10 protein-coding genes are annotated in these 19,086 nt (G+C 61.2%); 7 read left to right on the top strand and 3 right to left on the bottom strand.

Translation table 11 applies throughout. The annotated features are described in order from the left end of the window. Window positions 1-498: 498 nt before the first annotated feature. Together KW842_RS15020 and KW842_RS15015 are read left to right on the top strand one after the other, a co-directional pair. Complete coding sequence (locus tag KW842_RS15020; RefSeq protein ID WP_218304910.1) at window positions 499-3,234, top strand: TonB-dependent receptor; 2,736 nt, start codon at window positions 499-501, stop codon at window positions 3,232-3,234. Window positions 3,235-3,321: 87 nt separating this feature from the next. Further along, a complete protein-coding gene (locus tag KW842_RS15015; RefSeq protein WP_229223704.1) occupies window positions 3,322-5,850 on the top strand; it encodes a prolyl oligopeptidase family serine peptidase in 2,529 nt (842 codons plus the stop codon). A 31-nt stretch (window positions 5,851-5,881) separates the two neighbouring features. Here KW842_RS15015 and KW842_RS15010 read toward each other — a convergent pair whose 3' ends face one another. Continuing rightward, window positions 5,882-7,696, bottom strand: a complete 1,815-nt coding sequence (locus KW842_RS15010; protein WP_218304908.1) for a M2 family metallopeptidase — start codon at window positions 7,694-7,696, stop codon at window positions 5,882-5,884. 160 nt (window positions 7,697-7,856) lie between these two features. Between KW842_RS15010 and KW842_RS15005 the strand changes: the two genes are divergently transcribed. Together KW842_RS15005 and KW842_RS15000 are read left to right on the top strand one after the other, a co-directional pair. Then, window positions 7,857-9,494: an ATP-binding domain-containing protein gene (locus KW842_RS15005; protein WP_218304907.1), complete on the top strand. Its 1,638-nt coding sequence runs from the start codon at window positions 7,857-7,859 to the stop codon at window positions 9,492-9,494. Window positions 9,495-9,552: 58 nt separating this feature from the next. Continuing rightward, the gene (locus KW842_RS15000) at window positions 9,553-9,831 is read left to right on the top strand and encodes a hypothetical protein (RefSeq protein WP_218304906.1); all 279 of its coding nucleotides are present in this window, start codon (window positions 9,553-9,555) and stop codon (window positions 9,829-9,831) included. A 9-nt stretch (window positions 9,832-9,840) separates the two neighbouring features. Here the strand turns inward: KW842_RS15000 and KW842_RS14995 are convergent, their stop codons facing one another. After that, window positions 9,841-12,282: a TIM-barrel domain-containing protein gene (locus KW842_RS14995; RefSeq protein ID WP_218304905.1), complete on the bottom strand. Its 2,442-nt coding sequence runs from the start codon at window positions 12,280-12,282 to the stop codon at window positions 9,841-9,843. A 167-nt stretch (window positions 12,283-12,449) separates the two neighbouring features. On the opposite strand from KW842_RS14995, the gene KW842_RS14990 reads away from it, so the two are divergent. From KW842_RS14990 to KW842_RS14980, 3 genes are all read left to right on the top strand, one after another. Beyond that, window positions 12,450-13,769 carry an MFS transporter gene (locus KW842_RS14990; protein WP_218304904.1) on the top strand — a complete coding sequence of 440 codons (1,320 nt, stop codon included), beginning with the start codon at window positions 12,450-12,452 and terminating at the stop codon, window positions 13,767-13,769. Window positions 13,770-13,832: 63 nt separating this feature from the next. Then, window positions 13,833-15,464: an alpha-D-glucose phosphate-specific phosphoglucomutase gene (locus KW842_RS14985; RefSeq protein ID WP_218304903.1), complete on the top strand. Its 1,632-nt coding sequence runs from the start codon at window positions 13,833-13,835 to the stop codon at window positions 15,462-15,464. 14 nt (window positions 15,465-15,478) lie between these two features. Further along, window positions 15,479-17,143 (top strand): alpha-amylase family glycosyl hydrolase, encoded by a 1,665-nt coding sequence (locus KW842_RS14980; RefSeq protein ID WP_218304902.1) that lies wholly within the window; start codon window positions 15,479-15,481, stop codon window positions 17,141-17,143. Here the strand turns inward: KW842_RS14980 and KW842_RS14975 are convergent. Further along, entirely contained in the window at window positions 17,059-18,882 is a 1,824-nt protein-coding gene (locus KW842_RS14975) for an EAL domain-containing protein (RefSeq protein ID WP_218304901.1), read from the bottom strand. The genes KW842_RS14980 and KW842_RS14975 overlap by 85 nt on opposite strands. Window positions 18,883-19,086: the final 204 nt, after the last annotated feature.

Genomic DNA, 19,086 nt, shown 5'->3' with positions numbered 1-19,086 from the left:
TTAAAGTAGTCGTACTACAGGCCCGTATTTTTCGCATGGCCGGGCTTAGTTCTTTGATTTTTCAAGAGAATACTCTGAAAACTCTGTCATTTCAAACGACGGCAGCTTGCCTGAATTTAGTCGAAATACATCCGCAAGGTCATTTTCCTTCAGATTACCTTTCAGCTGAGAAATTCCGGCGGAATTGCGGCCCGGCATCCCAGCACAGCCTGATATTTGCTTTCATAAAAGCCCATATTTCCGGCGTAAACTGTAGTTCTACTACAAGTTGGTGAGGCGAATCCTGTAGCCTAAATACAACGAGAACCGCGTTATCTCAGCTGAGGCCCCATGGATAGCGCCTCTCAATCCGTAGTGTCAGGGAAGTTTAATTGACACCGAATCTAGTTTTAGTACAGAATTCTTGGCAGAACGTCTTTAGAACGTCGTTATTCCTTGGTTCCCGTGTAGTTGCAACTCTTGCGGGACTTAAATTTGTGTCATGAGAGGGGACATTAAATGAACATCTTCGCAAGTACGCGTCGCCACACCGCATTCCCACTGAAACCTGTCGCCGCCGGCTGCGCTTTGCTGATTGCTGCCGCCGCCGCGCCAGCCTTTGCGCAAACCGCTGCTGCGGAAGCGCCAGCCGCAGAAGAACCTAAAGTCATGTCGGTGACCGTGGCCGGTATCCGCCGCGGTATCGAAGACGCGATCTCGGTCAAGAAAGACGCCAGCTCCATCGTTGAAGCGATTTCGGCCGAAGACATCGGCAAACTGCCGGACGTGTCGATCGCTGAATCGATCTCGCGCCTGCCAGGCCTGGCCGCCCAGCGCGTTGCCGGCCGTGCGCAAGTGATCTCGGTCCGAGGCCTGTCGCCGGACTTCGCCACCACCCTGCTGAACGGCCGCGAGCAAGTCTCCACCGGCGACAACCGCAGCGTGGAATTCGACCAGTATCCATCGGAACTGATGGCTGGCGTGACCGTCTACAAAACCCCGGACGCCAGCCTGGTCGGCCAGGGCCTGTCGGGCACCATCGACATGCAAACCGTGCGTCCACTGAACTTCAGCGGCCGTACCGTGGCGCTGAACGCCCGTGGCGAGAAGAACTCGCTGGGCAAGATCGCCAACGCCAAGGACACCGGCACCCGCTTCAGCGCCAGCTATATCGACCAGTTCGCCAACCGCACGATCGGTATCGCGCTGGGCTACGCCCGCCTGGAAACCCCGATCCTGTCGAACGAAACCGGCTTGTACGAGCCATGGAAGCGCGACGCGCGCACTGGCCTGCCTAGCGGCACCTTCGCTGCCGACGGCATCAAGGCTGTGGCCCGCAGCGGCCGCAACGAACGCGACGGCCTGATGGGCGTGCTGCAATACCGTCCTAACAAGCAATGGACCAGCATCGTGGACGTGTACGCTTCGCGCTTCAAGGCCGAAGAAACCGCCAACCAGCTGGAGATTTCGCTGTCGCAGGGCGAGTCCAACTACAACCCGATCACCGTCAGCAACGGCACCATCGCCAGCGGCACGATGAACGATGTGCGTCCTCTGGTGCGCGGCATGTACAACAAGCGCAAGGATGACATCCGCGCTATCGGCTGGAGCAATGAATTCAAGACGCAGGACTTCACCGTCTTCGCCGACCTGAGCTACTCCAGCGCCAAGCGCGATGAGCTGAACCTGGAAAACAATCTGCAGTACAGCAACGGCGGCGCTTCGGCACTGCTGGACAAGGTCAATCTGGTGTACGGCAATGGCGCCTACTCGCGCCTGACTACCGGCCTGGACTACAGCAATCCGGCCAATCTCTACATCGGCAACACCATCTATGGTTCCGGCTATGGCAAGACCCCTAGCGTGGAAGATGAACTGAAGAGCGCCAAGCTGTCGATCAACGTGCCGATCTCCGGCTCGTGGGAAAAAGCGTTCTCCAGTGTTGATTTCGGCGTCAATTACGCTGACCGCAGCAAGAACAAGAAACAGCCAGAAGGCGGGATCAATCTGGTCGGCTCGCCTGTCTCGGTGCCGGGCAACCTGCAATACGGCACCACCAGCCTGGCCTTCGCCGGCGCCGGTTCGATTCCAACCTGGAATGTGCCAGCCCTGGTCAGCCAGTATATGTCCTTCGTGCCAGTCGATAACCTCGACTACCTGATCGGCAAGAGCTGGGAAGTCAGCGAAAAAGTTGCGACCACCTATGCCAAGGCCAATATTGATGCTGAGCTGAGCCCTTCGGTCAGCCTGCGCGGTAACATCGGCGTGCAGATCCAGCACACCAACCAGTCGTCGGATTCGCGTTACTTCGACCGTACTGTGTCGCCTGGCGTGGTCAAGCCTATCCACGATGGCAAGAGCTACACCGACGTGCTGCCGAGCGTGAATCTGGCGTTCGGCTTCGACAACCAGCAGACCGTGCGCCTGGCGCTGGCCAAGCAACTGGCCCGTCCACGCGTCGACCAGCTGCGTTCCGCGCTGGACCTGTACATCGACAACACCAAGCGTGAACCAGGCGCCAGCGGCGGCAACGCCAAGCTGGACCCATGGCGCGCCAAGGCCTTCGATATCTCGTACGAGAAGTACTTCGACAAGAAGGCGTACTTCGCCGCAGCGGCGTTCTTCAAGAAGCTGGACACCTATATCTTCACCCAGGGCCGTCCATTCGACTTCGCGAACTTCCTGCCGAACACCTACCCAGAGGGCACCCTGCCACCGCTGACCAGCACCGGCACCTACAATGCCGCGTACAACGGCAATGGCGGCAATCTGAAGGGTGTGGAGCTGTCGGGCTCGCTGCCGCTGAACATGCTGACCAAGTCGCTGGACGGCTTCGGCGTGAGCGCCAGCACCACCTACACCGAAAGCAAGATCACCATCGAAGATCCAAGCGGCAGCATCGGCCAGAACATCCCGCTGCCTGGCCTGTCGAAGCGCACCACCAATCTGACCGTGTACTACGAGAAGAATGGCTTTGAAACCCGTGTCAGCCAACGTCGCCGTTCCGACTTCGTGGGTGAGATCGGCAACTTCGCCAACGACCGCGCGCTGCGCTATGTGGTGGGTGAAAACGTGATCGACTTCCAGATCGGCTACACCTTCGAAACCGGCGCGATGAAGGGCCTGGGCCTGGTAGTGCAAGTGAATAACCTGCGCAATGCCGCCTACGAGACTTACAACGGCGACCGCGCACAGCAGCTGGAGTACGCGAAATACGGCCGCACCGTGCTGGCCGGCCTGAACTACAAGTTCTAAGCAATTTCGCTTAAGATAGAGCGGCGTCCTTCGGGGCGCCGCTTTTTTTTTAACCACGGAGAAACCACAATGCAGGGAAAACATCTCTTGCGCGGGCTTGTCAGCGCCACGCTCGCGGTAGGCATGACCACCGCGATGGCCGCGCCTACACCGGCAGTACCCACTGCTGCAGCCGCCAGCGTCTACAGCCAGCCGCCGAAGGAAATCCTCGATGTGATGCGCGCCTCGCCGCCGCCATCGCCTTCGCTCAGCCCGACCCGCGACAAGCTGATGCTGGTCACCATGCAGGATTATCCGTCGATCGCCAAAGTCGCGACGCCGTTCCTGCGCCTGGCCGGTGTGCGCATCGAACCGGGCAACCGCAGTCAGCACGATACGCCGGGTGGTTATGGCATTCCGCCGTGCGTCAGCGCGATCGATCTGGTGCAGGTTGCCGATGGCAAGCAGACCGCCGTCAAGCTGCCGGCCGACGCTTGCCCGCGCCGTCCTGTATGGAGCGCCGACGGCCAGCGCTTCGCTTTTGAGAACATCACTAACGAAGCGGTCGAGCTGTGGATCGGCGACGCCAAAACCGGCGCCGTGCGCCGCCTGCCTGGCGTGCGCCTGAACCAGATGTTCGGCGACCAGATGCAATGGATGCCGGACCAGAAAACGCTGCTGGTCAAACAGGTGTCGGCGCGCACAGGCCCGCCGGTCGCGCCGCCAGGTTCGGACGGTCCAGGCATTCAGGAATCGCTGGGTGAAAAAGGCCAGAGCAGCACCTATGAAAACCGCGACACGCTGCGCAACCGTCACGATGAAGAGCTGTTCAACTATTACGGCACCTCGCAACTGGCGCTGGTGGATGCCGCGACCGGCAAGATCACCCCGGTCGGCAAGCCTGGCCTGTACGAAGAACTGAGCGTGGCGCCGGATGGCCGCCATGTGGTGGTGACGGAAATCCGTCCACCGTATTCGTATGTGACCACCTTCGACCGCTTCCCGAAACAGATCGACCTGTGGGACCTGGCGCAGCGTCCGGCCAAGGACGCCAATCCTATCGTACGTCAGATCGCCGCGCTGCCGCTGGCCGACCGTGTGCCGAACCGCGGCGTGCCGACCGGCCCGCGCAACTTCACCTGGCGTCCGACCGATGCGGCCACGCTGGTGTGGGCGGAAGCGCTGGATGGCGGCGATCCGAAAGTGCAGGCGGCTGAACGCGACAAGCTGATGCTGCTGAAAGCCCCATTCACCGGCACGCCGGTGGAAATCACCCGCACCGAGCAGCGCTACGCCGGCCTGTCGTGGAGCGAGCAGCCGGGCGTGGCGATGCTGAGCGACTACGATGTCAACCGCAAATGGCGCCGCACCTGGCAGCTGAATGTCGACGACGCGAAAAATTCGCGCCGCCTGATCTGGGATATGTCGGTCGACGAGAAGTACAGCAATCCTGGCTCGCCGGTGCATCGCCGCCTGGCAAATGGCTACTCGGTGATCCGCGTTGATGGAGACAGTATCTTCCTGTCCGGCGCCGGTTCCTCGCCGGATGGCGATCGCCCCTTCCTGGACAAGTTCGACCTGAAGACGCAGAAGGGGGAGCGCCTGTTCCGCAGCGGCAAAACCTCGTATGAGCAATTCATCGGCTTCGCAGGCAAAGACACCAGCCGTCTGCTGACCTGGTATCAATCAGCGGAAGAAACGCCGAACGCCTTCGTGCGTACGCTGGGCGCCGCTACCACCGCAGAAACGGGCGAGCCAGGCTATGCGTCGACCAGCGTGGCGCTGACCCGCCTGACCGATCCTGTGCCGCAAGTGCGCGAGATCAAGAAGCGCCTTGTGAAGTACAAGCGCGCCGATGGCCTGGAGCTGTCGTTTACGCTGTACACGCCGCCGGGCTATAAAGAGGGCACGCGCCTGCCGACCATCCTGAATGCCTATCCGCTGGACTATGCGGATGCATCCAAGGCTGGCCAGACCACCGGCTCGCAAGCCACCTTCACCCGCCTGCGCCAGTATCGCTTGCTGCTGCTGTCGGGCTACGCCATCATCGACAGCGCCGCCTTCCCTATCGTTGGCGATCCGCGCAAGGCGTATGACACGTACACCGAGCAGCTGGTGGCTAACGCCAAGGCGGCAGTGGACGAAGCGGTGCGCCTGGGCGTGACCGATCCGAATCGTGTCGGCGTGACTGGCCACAGCCACGGTGCGCTGATGACGGCCAACCTGCTGGCGCACTCGGATCTGTTCCGCGCTGGTGCGGCCACCAGCGGCTCGTATAACAAGTCGCTGACGCCTTTCGGTTTCCAGAACGAGCGCCGCTCGGTGTGGGAAGCGCCGGATGTGTACACCAAGGCTTCGACCTTCTTCTATGCTGACAAGCTGAAGACGCCCCTGCTGATCGTGCACGGCGCGGACGACGCCAATCCGGGCACGACGCCGCTGCAATCGACCAAGCTGTATGAGGCGATCCGTGGCAATGGTGGTGTGACGCGTCTGGTGATGCTGCCGCACGAGCCGCACTGGTACGCCGCGCGCGAGTCGAACGAACAGCTGGTGTATGAGATGCTGCGCTGGTTTGATAAGTACGTGAAAAACGCACCGGCCACCGCAGTGTCGGCCGATGCGTCCGCGAAGTAATCCTTATGAAGTAAGGCTTACTGAGTAAGGCTTACTTCTTTTCGGCGGCAGCCAAAGCTGCGTTCTGCTGGTCCAGCCAGGTCTTCAGCGGAGCGAAGTATTCAAGCAGCGCGTTGCCGTCGATTTTATCTTCGCCGGAGATGGCCTTCAGCGCCTCCGGCCATGGCTTGCTGGCGCCCATTTCCAGCAACTGCTGAAGCTTGGCGCCGGCCTTGGCGTTGCCGTAGACGGAGCAGCGGTTCAATGGACCGCTGTAGCCGGCCTCGCGGCACAGCGCGCGGTGGAACTGGAATTGCAGCATATCGGCCAGGAAGTAGCGCGCGTAAGCCACATCGGCTGCCACGTGGTACTTGGCGCCGGCGTCAAAGCCCTTGGCGTCGTCACCCGGTGCGGGACGCTTCATGCCCATGTACTGCTCGCGCAGCTGCCACCAGCGCTTGTCATAGTCGGCCGGCTTGGTCTTGCCCGAGTAGACATCCCAGCGCCATTTATCCACCGAATACGCAAACGGCAGTATCGCCACCTTGCTCAGCGCGCGCTGCAGCAGTTGCGGGATGTCGGCGGTGACGTCCGGCTCCTGGTCCATCAGGCCGATCTGCTTCAGGTAGGCGGGCGTGATCGACAGCGCCACCGTGTCGCCGATGGCTTCGTGGAAGCCGTCATTGGCGCCGTTGCGGAACAGGAAAGGCTGCTTGGTGTAGCCGAGGAAGTAGTAGACGTGGCCCAGCTCGTGGTGGATCACGGTGAAGTCTTCTGCGGTCGGGGTGATGCACATCTTGATGCGCACATCGTCCTTCTCGTTGATCGGCCATGCGGACGCGTGGCACACCACATCGCGGTCGCGCGGCTTGGTCAGCAGCGAGCGCTCCCAGAACGACTGCGGCAGCTTCTGCATGCCCAGCGAGGTGTAGAAGCCTTCGGCGTACTGGGTCATCTGCCTGGCGTCGGTCTTGCGCTGCTCCAGCACCTTGCTCAGATCATAGCTGGTGGCCTCTGTGGCCGGCTTCAGGATCGGATACAGATTGGTCCAGCTCTGGCTCCACATATTGCCGAACAGGTGGGACGGAATCGGGCCAGTCAGCGGGACGACATCCGCGCCGTAGGTGGCGCGCAGCTTGTGGCGGGTGTAAGTGTGCAGCGAATCGTACAGCGGCTTGACCTGCTGCCACAGGCGCTCCATCTCGGCCGAGAAAGCTTCCGGCGGCATATCGTACTGCGAGCGCCACATCGCGCCGGTATCGGCGAAGCCCATCTGCTTGGCACCCTTGTTGGACAAGGCGACATATTCGGTGTACTTCTGCTTGTAGTCCTGCGCCTGGACGTGCCAGCCCAGCCACATCTCTTTTAGTTTGGCCTCATCGCGGCTGGTGGCCAGCACCTTTTCCATTTCGCCCAGCGCCATGCAGTCGCCGGTTTTCGGGCAGTACTTGGCCTTGCCATAAGCACCGTTCAAGGCCGCTTGCAGCGTCGCGTACTGTTCGCGTTCCTTTGGATCGGCGAAGACCACGGTCTGCTGCAACAGCATCAGCTTGCGCGCGGCATCCGGCGCCAGCTTCAGCCCATTAAAGCGGCGCGCGCCGATGGCCGCCTCGCCGGAAGCGCTCAAATAGCGCTCGGCGAAATACGAGGCGATGGCTTCGGTATCATCAGTGATAAAGTTCGAGCCGACCCAGGCGGCGCGGGCCTGTTCGTTATTCAGCTTATTCAGCCTGGCTTCGGTATCGGCCAAAAAGCGCTCGGCTTCGGCGGCGGTAGGTTTTGCGGCGGAGGCGGCCAGCGCGGTAGCGCCGGTGGCGGCAAGCGTGGCCGCCAGCAGCGTGCTGATAATTTTTGGTGTCACAGACATCTCCCTGGTATGTTGGTACGGCAGCGCACCATCATACCCCCGAAACCGGGGTCAGTTCTGCCAAACGTACACAAGCTCGGCTGTGAGAGCCGACTAGTGTTGGGTTCGTGTACGATAGGCAGAACTGACCCTATATTTTGACCCCATATTTTTAGATGACATGGCTTATCTTCATCCTACCGGCTGGCAAGAGATGTCGGCGACTGGCGCGGCGGCGCGTGAGATTGAGACGCTGGCTTACCTGAATGCGACGCTGGCGGAATCGCCCTATCATATCTATCACGGCGTGCACTGGACTAATGTGGAGAAGGGCTTTTCGGCCTTCGACCAGGTCGACTTTGTGATTGTCGCGCCGAATGGGCGGGTGCTGCTGATTGAGCAGATCGCCGGCTTTCTGAATGAAACGCCGGATGGCCTGGTGAAGCAGTACGCCGGCAAGCCGCGCCGCGTGGCGCAGCACATCATGCGTTCGATCCGTGTGCTGACCGAACGTTTCGGCGCCGAGCTGTCGATCGATTATGTGCTGTACTGCCCGGACTACATTGTGCGCGATCCGCACTTGGCCGGACTCGATCCGCGCCACATCATCGACGCCAACAGCAAGCACAAGCTGGCGCAGATGGTGCGCGATGTGCTGCCGGTGGACGATCCCAAGCCGGACGCGCAATTTGATAAAGTCTCCCGCTTTCTCGGCAATATGCTTAGCTTGCGCCCCGACCCCAGCGCGATGATCGGCAACGCCGCGCGCATGGTGGCGCGGCTGTCGGGCGGCCTGGCGACCTGGGCGCACCGGCTGGAGTTTGCGCCGTTCCGCCTGCGTGTGGTCGGTACCGCCGGCAGCGGCAAGACGCAGCTGGCGCTGTCGGAGTACACCGCTGCCATCGACGCCGGTCTGTGCCCGCTGTATGTCTGCTATAACCGGCCGCTGGCCGATCATATTAGCCAACTGGTTCCGCCGGGGGGGCGCGTCACCAGTTTCCATTCGCTCAGCGATGCGTTCGCGCGCGAGCACGGCCAGATACCCAACTACGCCGCGCCCCATGTATGGGAACAGATTGAAGCACAGATGAGCGCCGAGCCGCTGCCGACGGACTGGCAGTACGATGTGCTGATCGTCGACGAGGGCCAGGACTTTTCGGTGGTGTGGCGCGATATCTTGCTGCGCATGCTCAAAGATGGCGGCCGGGCAATCTGGCTGGAAGATCCGAATCAAAACCTGTACGGCCGCGACAGCGTGCCTTTGCCCGGCTGGGTGACGCTGCATTCCGACACCAACTACCGCAGTCCACGGCAGATCGTCGATATCCTGGCGTCCATCGGAGCAACACAAGTTCCCGTGGAGGCAGGCAGCCCGTTCAAGGGCGCCGACATCGAGGAGCTGAGCTATCCGCATGGCGATCACGAGGCGATGCTGGCGCAAACCCGGCGTGCGGTGACGCTATGCCTGGGCGCCGGTTTCTCACGGCACGATATCGCGATTGCCTCGTTCCGCGGCCGCGAGCATTCGCTGATACTTCACCTTGACCAACTGAGCGATGTGCATACACTGAAGTCCTTCACCGGCGAATACGATTTGTTTGGCAATCCTCAGTATCGCGAGGGCGGCCTGCTGGCGGAATCGGTATACCGCTTCAAGGGACAGTCCGCGCCGGCCATCATCTTCACCGAGATCGATTTTGAACAGATGGATCAACTGGTGCTGCGCAAGCTGTTTGTCGGCATGACGCGCGCCCGGCTGAAGCTGGTGCTGGTGCTCAGTGAACGAGCTCAGCAGCAGTTGCTGGACCGGGTTGGATGAGAGGATTGTTGTAGCGAAGTCAGCTCAGCTGATTTGCAGTTGTTATCGAGGATAATTCATGCGTAATATGCAAGAACAGCCTTGGGGAGCGACAGCGATGGGTAACCTGGATGCAGGTGATTTGGTACGCGCCACTGGATCTGATATCGAAATGCTGGTCATCGGGCGCGCCGATGACCCTGTGCGCGAGCGGGGCACGCAGCCCTCCGTGTTCTGCGTCTGGGAGCGGGCGCACTATCTCAACGAGGAAGTGTTCCTCATCAGCGAGCTGGAACTGGTGCGCAAGGAGCGCCGACGGGGAATCCGCAATGGCGAGCTGAATTTCCCGTCGAGCTGACGTGGCCTTTTACAGCGCGATGTCGATGGCGCGGCTGGCCTCAGCACTGGCCGGCAGTTGCACCGTCAGCAGCTTGCCTGCCGCATCCCACGCGAACACTGCGACCTTGCCATCCACCCGCACCGACGCAGGCGCAGCGCCTATATTGTGCACGCTCAGCGCAATCTCACGCTCCGGCCGCTGATACTGCCGGCCCACTTCCGACACCACACGTAGCGACAGCGCCTTGCCTTGCAGCGTGCTGCTGAAACTCAGCAGTTCGTACTTGCCTTGTTCATAGGCTTGCGCGGTCAGGCCGTCGTCGTCATACAGCTTGCCAGCGCCGGCGTGTACCGAAGCGTCATGCCAGTAGTGCAGCTCGATGCTCCGGGTGTTGTAGTCGCGCGTGGTCTGCACGACTTTGCTCATCGGGATGAAGGCGCCCGCGCGGACATAGACCGGCACGTGGTCCGCCGTCAGGGCGATGGCGCGGGTGGCCCCGCCAGCCTGCTTTTCACCGGTGTAGAAATCGAACCACGCGCTGCGTGCAGGGAAGTACACATCTGCGGTCTTCTGGCCTTGCTTCAGCACCGGCGTGACCAGCAGGTCTTTGCCCCACAAATAGGTAGACGACATGGCGCGCACCCTGGCGTTGCCCGGCTCCTCGTACAGCATCGGGCGCATCAGCGGCAAGCCTTGCTGGTTGTTGTCGAAGCCGAGTGTGTAGTTGTAAGGCAGCAGGCGATAGCGCAGGCGGATTGCCTCGCGCGCCAGCGCCTTGGTTTTCGCTTCGCGGTAGACAGGCTCGGACGGCACTTCTTCCTGCGCATGCGGACGGAACACCGGCTGGAACACGCCGTATTGCAGCCAGCGCTGATACAGCTCATCGTCCAGTACCGGATTGGCGAAGCCGCCCAGGTCCGAATGCATATAGCCCAGGCCCTGCATCCCCATCTGCAGCGAAATCTCCGGCTGCGATTGTAGTCCATCCCAGCCGCGATTAACGTCGCCTGACCACGGCAGGATGCCGTAGCGCTGCGTGCCCGAATAGCCGGCGCGCATCAGGATGAAGGGGCGCTCGTTAGGGAAGTCGCGCTGATAGCCTTCCGACACCAGGCCGGCCCATTGATGACCATAGATGTTGTGCAGTTGATCGGCAGTGCCGGTGGCGTGACGCAGTTCGGTCGGATGCACTTCCGGCTCGCCCAGATCGCCCCAGACGCCAGTGACGCCTTGCTGGCGCAGGCTTTTGTAAATGTCCCAGTACCAGTCCTTGCCTTGCTTGCTGAAGATGTCGATCAGGCCGGTATGGCCGAAGAAGAAGTCATAGGCCAATGGCTTGCCATCCGGCCCGGTGGCCAGCACTTTTTTGTCGACCGCTTCCTGCCAGCGCTGCGAGGTGTCCACCACAAACGGTTCGGTGATTACCACCGTCTGCACGCCCTTGCTGCGGAAGTCGGCGATCATCGCTTCGGGGTGGGGGAAGTTGTCCTTGTCCCAGGCCAGGTTGCCCATCGTGCCTTTGACTTCCTTGCCGAACCAGTACAGGTCGAACACGATCGCATCCAGCGGGATGTCGTCGGCGATGAACTTGTTCACCGTGTCGCGCGCTTGCTGCTCATTGCGATAGCCGAAGCGCATGGCGAAATTGCCGAAGGCCCAGCGTGGGGGTAAAGGCTGCTTGCCGGTCAGGCTGGTATAGTTGCCGATCACGTCTTCCCAGCTGTCGCCGGCGATCACCTGATAGGTCTTGCGTCCACCGATGGCTTCATAGGTCAGGCTGTTGTTCTTCTTGCTGTCGAAGTCCAGATAGCCGGTCTGCGGATTGTCGAAGTGGATGGCGTACATTTTCGACGACAGCGCGATTGGCATGGTGTAGCCCATCAACTCCGAACGGTCGCCGTAGCCGTAGTGCGCCTTGTTATACAGCGTGAATTTGTGGCCGCGCCGATCCATGCCGACGGCGCGTGAACCGGCGCCGTACAAGGCTTCGTTTTTATCCAGTGCAAACTCGATGGCTTCCAGTTCGCGCGCTGCGCCTTTGTTGATATCCTTGCTGCCGGTCGCCACGTCGTCCTTGACGCGAATGTAGCCGCGCTTCTCGGCCACCAGCGGCTTGCCCTTATATGCGTAGGCGATGCGGAAAGGCGATTTGGTAATGGTGACGACCAGCCCAGGTGTGGCATATTCGATGCTGCCGCCTTTTTGTTTCAGCGTCGTTTTCACGGCGGCCGGCGCCAGCACCACTGCGTGCGATGCCGGATCGGTGCTTTCGCCGGACGGCACGAAGGTGGTTTCGATGATGCCGGCGGAGTAGGGCTTGATCAGGTAGCTGCCGTCGCTGGTGCGGACTTCCAAGTGGCCGTCGCGCTCGGTGACGCTGTCGAACTTGCGGTCGGCGTTTTGTGCCTGCGCGCCGTGGCTGGCCAGCAAGGCGGCAGCGGCCAGTGTTGCAAATGAGTTAATGGACATGAACGGAGTCTCAGTGGGGTCTTGGGTTTTGTTGTTTGGCTACATTTGACACCATAGCCGGGCCTCTGAACAGGCTTTTCCCTTTATTTTACTAGGAAGTTCTTGAGATTGACACGCATAGGTCAGCGTGTTATTTTGCTACAAATTTTAAAATCGGGACGCGCAGCATGCACTCTTCCAGCAACAAGCCCATCCTGTCGTTCTGGCAGCTGTGGAATATGAGCCTTGGTTTCTTCGGCATTCAATTTGGCTTCGCTCTGCAAAACGCCAATGTCAGCCGGATTTTCTCCACGCTGGGCGCCAATCCCGATGATCTGTCGCTGTTCTGGCTGGCCGCGCCGGTCACCGGTTTGCTGGTGCAGCCCATCATCGGCTACCTGAGCGACAACACCTGGCACCCGACCTGGGGCCGCCGCCGTCCCTTCTTCTTCATCGGCGCCTTGCTGGCGTCGATCGCGCTGTTCCTGATGCCGAATTCCTCGTCACTGTGGATGGCGGTGGTGGTGCTGTGGCTGCTGGATGGCGCCATCAACGTGTCGATGGAACCGTTCCGCGCCTTTGTCGGCGACAAGCTTGGCCCGCGCCAGCAGACCGCCGGCTTTGCGATGCAAACCTTCTTCATCGGCTGGGGTGCGGTGATCGCGTCGCTGCTGCCGACTATCTTCACCCACTTTGGGGTCAGCAATGTGCCGGTCGATGGGGCGATTCCAGACACCGTGCGCTACTCGTTCTACGCCGGCGGCGTCGTGTACTTCCTGGCCGTGCTGTGGACTGTGCTGACCGCGAAAGAACTGCCGCCGGTAGACCTGGCCGCGTTTCGCGCCGAGCAGCAGCGCAGCAAGGGCTTGTTCAACGGACTGAAAGAAATCTTCGGCGGCTTCGCCAAAATGCCGAAGACCATGGTGCAGCTGGCAGTCGTGCAGTTCTTCACCTGGATCGCGCTGTTCGCGATGTGGATATACACCACCAACGCCGTCAGCGAAAACGTGTTCGGCACCACCGACGCGCAATCGGCCGCGTTCCAGGAAGCTGGCAACCATGTCGGCGTGATGTTCGCCGTGTACGGCGGCGTGTCGGCGCTGGCGGCGTTCATCCTGCCTGTGTTCGCACGTCATACCAGCCGTAAGTTCGTGCACCTGGTCTGCCTGATTATCGGTGGCGTCAGCCTGTTCAGCATCTATGCGATACACGATCTGGATACGCTGTTCTATCCGATGATCGGCGTTGGTATCGCCTGGGCCAGCATCCTGACCATGCCGTATGCGATTCTGGCCGGCTCGCTGCCGGCGGACCGCATGGGTTACTACATGGGTGTGTTTAACTTCTTCATTGTGATCCCGCAGATCGTCAGTGGCCTGGTGCTGGGTTTTGTGACCAAACACTGGTTCGCCGGCCATAGCGTCAAGACGCTGATGCTGGGCGGCGTATGCATGATCGTCGCAGGTGCGTTGACGCTCATAGTGCGCGACGAAGCGGAACCTGTCTGATGTAATATTGTTCGCGAGACAAGGAATCCAGGTCTAACGCCTATCTACCTTTGCGGAGCGAACATGAGCATCAATACGGTCAACACTACTGTCTTCCCCGGTCAGCGGCCGGGCACTTCGGGCCTGCGCAAGAAAGTCACGCTCTTCCAGCAGGCCCATTACCTCGAAAATTTTGTGCAAAGCGTGTTCGATACGCTGGGCGATTGCAGCGGCAAGACGCTGGTGCTCGGCGGCGATGGCCGCTTCCATAATCGCGCCGCTGTGCAAACCATTCTGCGCATGGCGGCGGCGCACGGCTTCGCCAAAGTACTGGTCGGGCAGGGCGGCATTCTGTCCACGCCCGCCGTCAGCTGCGTGATCCGCAAGCATGGCGCGCTGGGCGGCGTCGTGCTGTCGGCCAGCCATAACCCCGGTGGCCCGGACGGCGATTTCGGCATCAAGTACAACATCGCCAATGGCGGCCCGGCACCGGAAAATGTTACCGAGGCGATTTTCCATCGCACTGAAACTATCAGCCAATATCGTATCAGCGATGCGGCGGATATCGACCTGAATCGCCTTGGCGCCGCGCGTATCGAGGACATGGATGTCGAGGTGATCGATTCCGTCGCCGACTATGCGGAGCTGATGCAGCAGCTGTTCGATTTTGACGCCATCCGCAAGCTGTTCGCCGGCGGCTTCCGCATGTGCTTCGATGGCATGCACGCGGTGTCCGGCCCGTACGCCAAGGCGATTATCGAAGGCCAGCTGGGCGCGCCGGCCGGCACCGTCATCAACGCCGTGCCGCTGGAAGATTTCGGCGGCCATCACCCTGATCCGAATCCGGTTAACGCCGCGCAGCTGATCGAGATCATGGCGGCCGATGATGCACCGGATTTCGGCGCCGCCTCTGATGGCGATGGCGACCGCAATATGATACTCGGCCGTAAATTCGATGTCACGCCATCCGACAGCCTTGCCGTGCTGGCCGCGCATGCGACCGTGGCGCCGGGCTACCGCGCCGGCCTGAAAGGCATCGCGCGTTCGATGCCGACGTCGCAGGCGGCCGATCGCGTGGCCAAGGCGCTGGGCATCCCTTGCTTTGAAACGCCGACCGGCTGGAAATTCTTCGGCAACCTGCTGGATGCGGGCAAGGCCACGCTGTGCGGCGAAGAGAGCTATGGCACCGGCTCGGATCACATCCGCGAAAAGGACGGCGTGTGGGCGGTGCTGTTCTGGCTTAACCTGCTGGCGGCCAGCGGCAAGTCGGTCGAGCAACTGGTCAGCGAGCACTGGGCGCGCTACGGCCGCAATTACTATTCGCGGCATGATTACGAAGCGGTGGAAACCCACGCCGCCAATGAGCTGATGGCGTCGCTGCGCATCAAGCTGGCCACGCTGGTGGGACAGGACCTGGGCCACTACGTGGTCGAACTGGCCGATGATTTTGAATACACCGATCCAGTCGATGGCTTGGTAGCGAAACAGCAGGGCGTGCGCATCGTGATGACCAACGGTTCGCGCGTTGTATTCCGCCTGTCCGGCACGGGCACGGAGGGGGCGACGCTGCGCGTCTACCTGGAACGCTATGAAGCCGATCCGGCTTTCCACCATCTGCCGACGCAGCAGGCGCTGTATCCGCTGACACTGATCGCCGAGCAGGTGGCAGGCATCACTGACTGGACCGGCCGCGCCCATCCAACCGTAACAACATAAATAAGGACGACAGCATGAAATTGACGACACTCGCATTCTCCCTGACCCTGGCTACAGCATCGGCAGCGGCATTAGCCGCCGAAAAGCCGAAGCCATTCCTGTGGGAGAATGCGACCGTCTATTTCCTGCTGACCGACCGCTTCAGCAACGCTTTCACCGGCAATGATCTGGCTTATGATCGCCAGAAGGACGCTGCACCGCTGCGTGGCTACATGGGCGGCGACCTGGCTGGTGTGATCAACAAGATCAACGACGGCTATTTCGACAGCCTGGGCGTGAACGCCATCTGGATCACGCCGCCGGTGGAGCAGATCCATGGCGGCACCGATGAAGGAACCGGAAAGTCCTACGGCTTCCACGGCTACTGGGCTTCCGACTTCACCGCAGTCGATGCCAATCTCGGCACCGAAAACGACTTCCGCAATCTGGTCGATGCGGCGCACGCGCGCGGCATCCGCGTGCTGCTGGACGTGGTGATGAACCACACCGGCCCGGTCACCGAGATCGATCCGGTATGGCCCAAGGACTGGGTGCGTACCGCGCCGCAGTGCACCTACAAGGATGCCAGGACTACCATCGAATGCACACTGGTGAAGAACCTGCCGGACTTCCTGACTGAGAGCGACGAGCCGGTGGAGTTGCCGGAGCGTCTGATGGCCAAGTGGCAGCAGGAGGGCCGCTTCGAGCAGGAGGTCAAGAGCCTGAACGAGTTCTTTGCCCGCACCGGCTATCCGCGCGCGCCACGCTACTACCTGATCAAGTGGCACACCGACTGGATACGCAAGTACGGCGTGGACGGCTTCCGCGCTGATACGGTCAAGCATGTGGAAGCGAAAGTGTGGAAGGAATTGCAGAAGGAAGCCGCCATCGCTTTCGAGGACTGGAAGAAAGCCAATCCGGAGAAGAAGCTGGGCGATGACAAGTTCTACACCACGGCGGAAGTTTACAATTACAAGATCAGTGATGGCCTGTATCACGACCTGGGCGGCGGCCAAAGCGTCAACTACTATCAGGCCAATTTCAACAGCATGATTAACTTCGCGCTGGTGAAGGATGCTGAGCAGGACTACGAAAAAATCTTCAGCAGCTATTCCAATGCGCTGCACGGCGGCCGACTGAATGGCTATTCGGTATTGAACTACCTGGACTCGCACGATGACGGCGCGCCGTTCGACCCGTCGCGCAAGAAGCCATTTGAGAGCGCCACCAAGCTGCTGCTGACGCCCGGCGCAGTGCAGATCTACTACGGCGATGAAACCGCGCGCAAGCTGGATATCGCGCAAGCCACCGGTGACGCCAAGCTGCGCTCATTCATGAACTGGAATGAGCTGGAGCAAAATGTCGCTCGCGATGGCTACAAGATTGCCGAGGTGCGCGCGCACTGGGCCAAGCTGGGCTTGTTCCGCAAGGCGCACGTTGCGGTGGGCGCCGGCGTGCACCAGCAATTGCAGGCCAAGCCTTACGTCTTCAAACGCACGTACGACAAGGACGGTGTGCGCGACAAGGTGGTGGTGGCGCTGGACCTGCCGACCGATAAGGCCAGCAGCATCAAGCTGCACGGGGTATTCGCCAATGGCCAGCGTGTGAAGGACTACTACTCCGGGAAGACCGCCGTGGTACGCGGCGACAGCGTCAACTTCGGCACGCGCAACGCGCTGGTGCTGATCGGGCAGGAGTAAGCGGCAAAGGCATCCGCTTCCAGCGGGGCGGCGAATAAATAGCCCTGCACCTCTTCACAGCCGGCGCGGCGCAGGAAGTCCAGCACCGCTTCGGTTTCCACGCCTTCCGCCACCACCCGGTGGCCGAGGTCCTGCGACAGTGTGATCATCGCCGTCACCAGCGCCTGCTGGCGCGTATCGTGTTCCAGGTCGCGCACGAAGGACTGGTCGATCTTGACCACGTCGGCCGGCATCTTCTGCAGGTAGGACAGGCTGCTGTAGCCGGTGCCGAAATCGTCGATCGCCAGGCCGACGCCCAATGCGGCGATTTCCGCCAGCGTGGCGTGCGCCTTGGCCGGCTGCGCCATGATGGCGCTTTCGGTGATCTCCAGTTCCAGGCAGTCCGCCGGCAGCTGATGGCGCGCCAGGCTGTCCGCCACGCTGGCGGCGAAATCGCATTCCGACAGATTGGCCGCCGAGACGTTCACCGACACCTGCAAGGCCAGACCGGCACGTAGCCATGCCTGCTGGTGGCGCAGCGCTTCTTCCAGCACCCAGGCGGTGGTGGCTTGCGCCAGTCCGGAGCGCTCGACTATCGGAATGAATTCGGCCGGGCCGATGGCGCCCAGCGACGGGTGGTTCCAGCGCAGCAGCGCTTCCGCGCCGACGCACTCGCCGCTGGCGACGTCGATGCGCGGCTGGAACACCAGCCGTAGCTGGTCCTTGCTTTCCAGCGCCATGCCGAAATCCTTGAGCAGGCTGAATCGGCGCTGGTACAGCGCATCCTCGGCCTGCGAGTAGACGGCGATGTGGTTCTGGTTACCGATGGCGTCAAACGCCGCGCTGCGGGCCTTGCGCAGCACCGACAGCGCTTCGTCATGGTTGACATCAAACGGCACCACGCCGGCCGACGGCGTGGCGACGTAGCGCGAGCGGGCGATGGCCTGCGCCTTCTGCATGCGCAATTCCACCCGTGGCAGCCAGCTGTCCAGCGTTTCGCCAGCCGGCGACAACAGCATGAACTGCGCGGTGGCGACGTGGTACATGCGTCGGCCAGGGCCGATTTCGGCGCGTAGCCAGCGCGCGCCTTCGGTCACAAGGTCATCCACATAGGACGACTTCATGGCGCGTGCGGCGTGCGTCAGCTGGTCCGGCGTGGCCAGGTTGATCAGTACCGCCAGCCGCTGCTCGCCCTGGCCGGCGTCCAGCTGCAAGTCGTGGAAGTCATCGATGAACTGCTGTCGGTTGGGCAGGCCGCTGACCGCGTCGACGCGGCCCAGTGCATGCTGCAATTCGATCTGCGCCATCGCCATGCCGGCCAGGTCGCACAGCGCCGTCAGTTCTTCCGGCGTGGTGTCGCGCGGCTCGGTGCCCAGCACGCACATGGCGCCGAGGCAGTGGCCATCGGTGGTGGTCAGCGGTGCGCCCGCGTAGTAGCGGATGCCGCTCTCCGCCAGCAAGCTGTTGCGGTAGAACTCGTCCAGATGCAAATCGGGTATCACCAGCACGTCGGCGTTGTCGGCCACCTGGCCGCACGGCGCGCGCATGCGCGGGATAGAGTCGTGCTCAACGCCGACGCGGGACTTGAACCATTGGCGATCGGCGTCCGTCAGCGACACCGCCGCGATCGGCAGCTTGAACAAGCTGGCCGCCATGCGGGTGATGCGGTCGAACGCTTCGCTGGGCGGCGTGTCGAGCAGGTTGAGTTTGTACAGCGCGTCGAGGCGGCTGGCCTCGGCTGTCTGGCAGGGTATCGTCATGTGCGTTTCCGTAAGGCGGATCAGGTGCAATGCGGGGCGACGGCACTGGCGGGTATCGGGAGCGGAGATGGGGCTCGGGATGATGGCGAAAAATACAAATTTATTTCCGTATGGTAATTTCATCATACCATGCGACGGCTTTCTTTGCTGACTTTAAAACCCCTACAGAACGTGGGATTTAACTTGCAATTGAAAATGCTTCTC

Source organism: Duganella sp. sic0402, from assembly GCF_019219065.1.
Classification (GTDB): domain Bacteria; phylum Pseudomonadota; class Gammaproteobacteria; order Burkholderiales; family Burkholderiaceae_D; genus Rugamonas.
Note: the sequence above shows the minus strand (reverse complement) of the source record. Positions and strands in the feature narration are given on the sequence as shown.

Bases quoted from the DNA above. Each gene is read 5' to 3' on its own strand.
- KW842_RS15020 (WP_218304910.1), top strand. From the start codon at position 499: ATGAACATCTTCGCAAGTACGCGTCGCCACACCGCATTCCCACTGAAA.
- KW842_RS15010 (WP_218304908.1), bottom strand. From the start codon at position 7,696: ATGTCTGTGACACCAAAAATTATCAGCACGCTGCTGGCGGCCACGCTT.
- KW842_RS15005 (WP_218304907.1), top strand. From the start codon at position 7,857: ATGGCTTATCTTCATCCTACCGGCTGGCAAGAGATGTCGGCGACTGGC.
- KW842_RS15000 (WP_218304906.1), top strand. From the start codon at position 9,553: ATGCGTAATATGCAAGAACAGCCTTGGGGAGCGACAGCGATGGGTAAC.
- KW842_RS14995 (WP_218304905.1), bottom strand. From the start codon at position 12,282: ATGTCCATTAACTCATTTGCAACACTGGCCGCTGCCGCCTTGCTGGCC.
- KW842_RS14990 (WP_218304904.1), top strand. From the start codon at position 12,450: ATGCACTCTTCCAGCAACAAGCCCATCCTGTCGTTCTGGCAGCTGTGG.
- KW842_RS14985 (WP_218304903.1), top strand. From the start codon at position 13,833: ATGAGCATCAATACGGTCAACACTACTGTCTTCCCCGGTCAGCGGCCG.
- KW842_RS14980 (WP_218304902.1), top strand. From the start codon at position 15,479: ATGAAATTGACGACACTCGCATTCTCCCTGACCCTGGCTACAGCATCG.
- KW842_RS14975 (WP_218304901.1), bottom strand. From the start codon at position 18,882: ATGACGATACCCTGCCAGACAGCCGAGGCCAGCCGCCTCGACGCGCTG.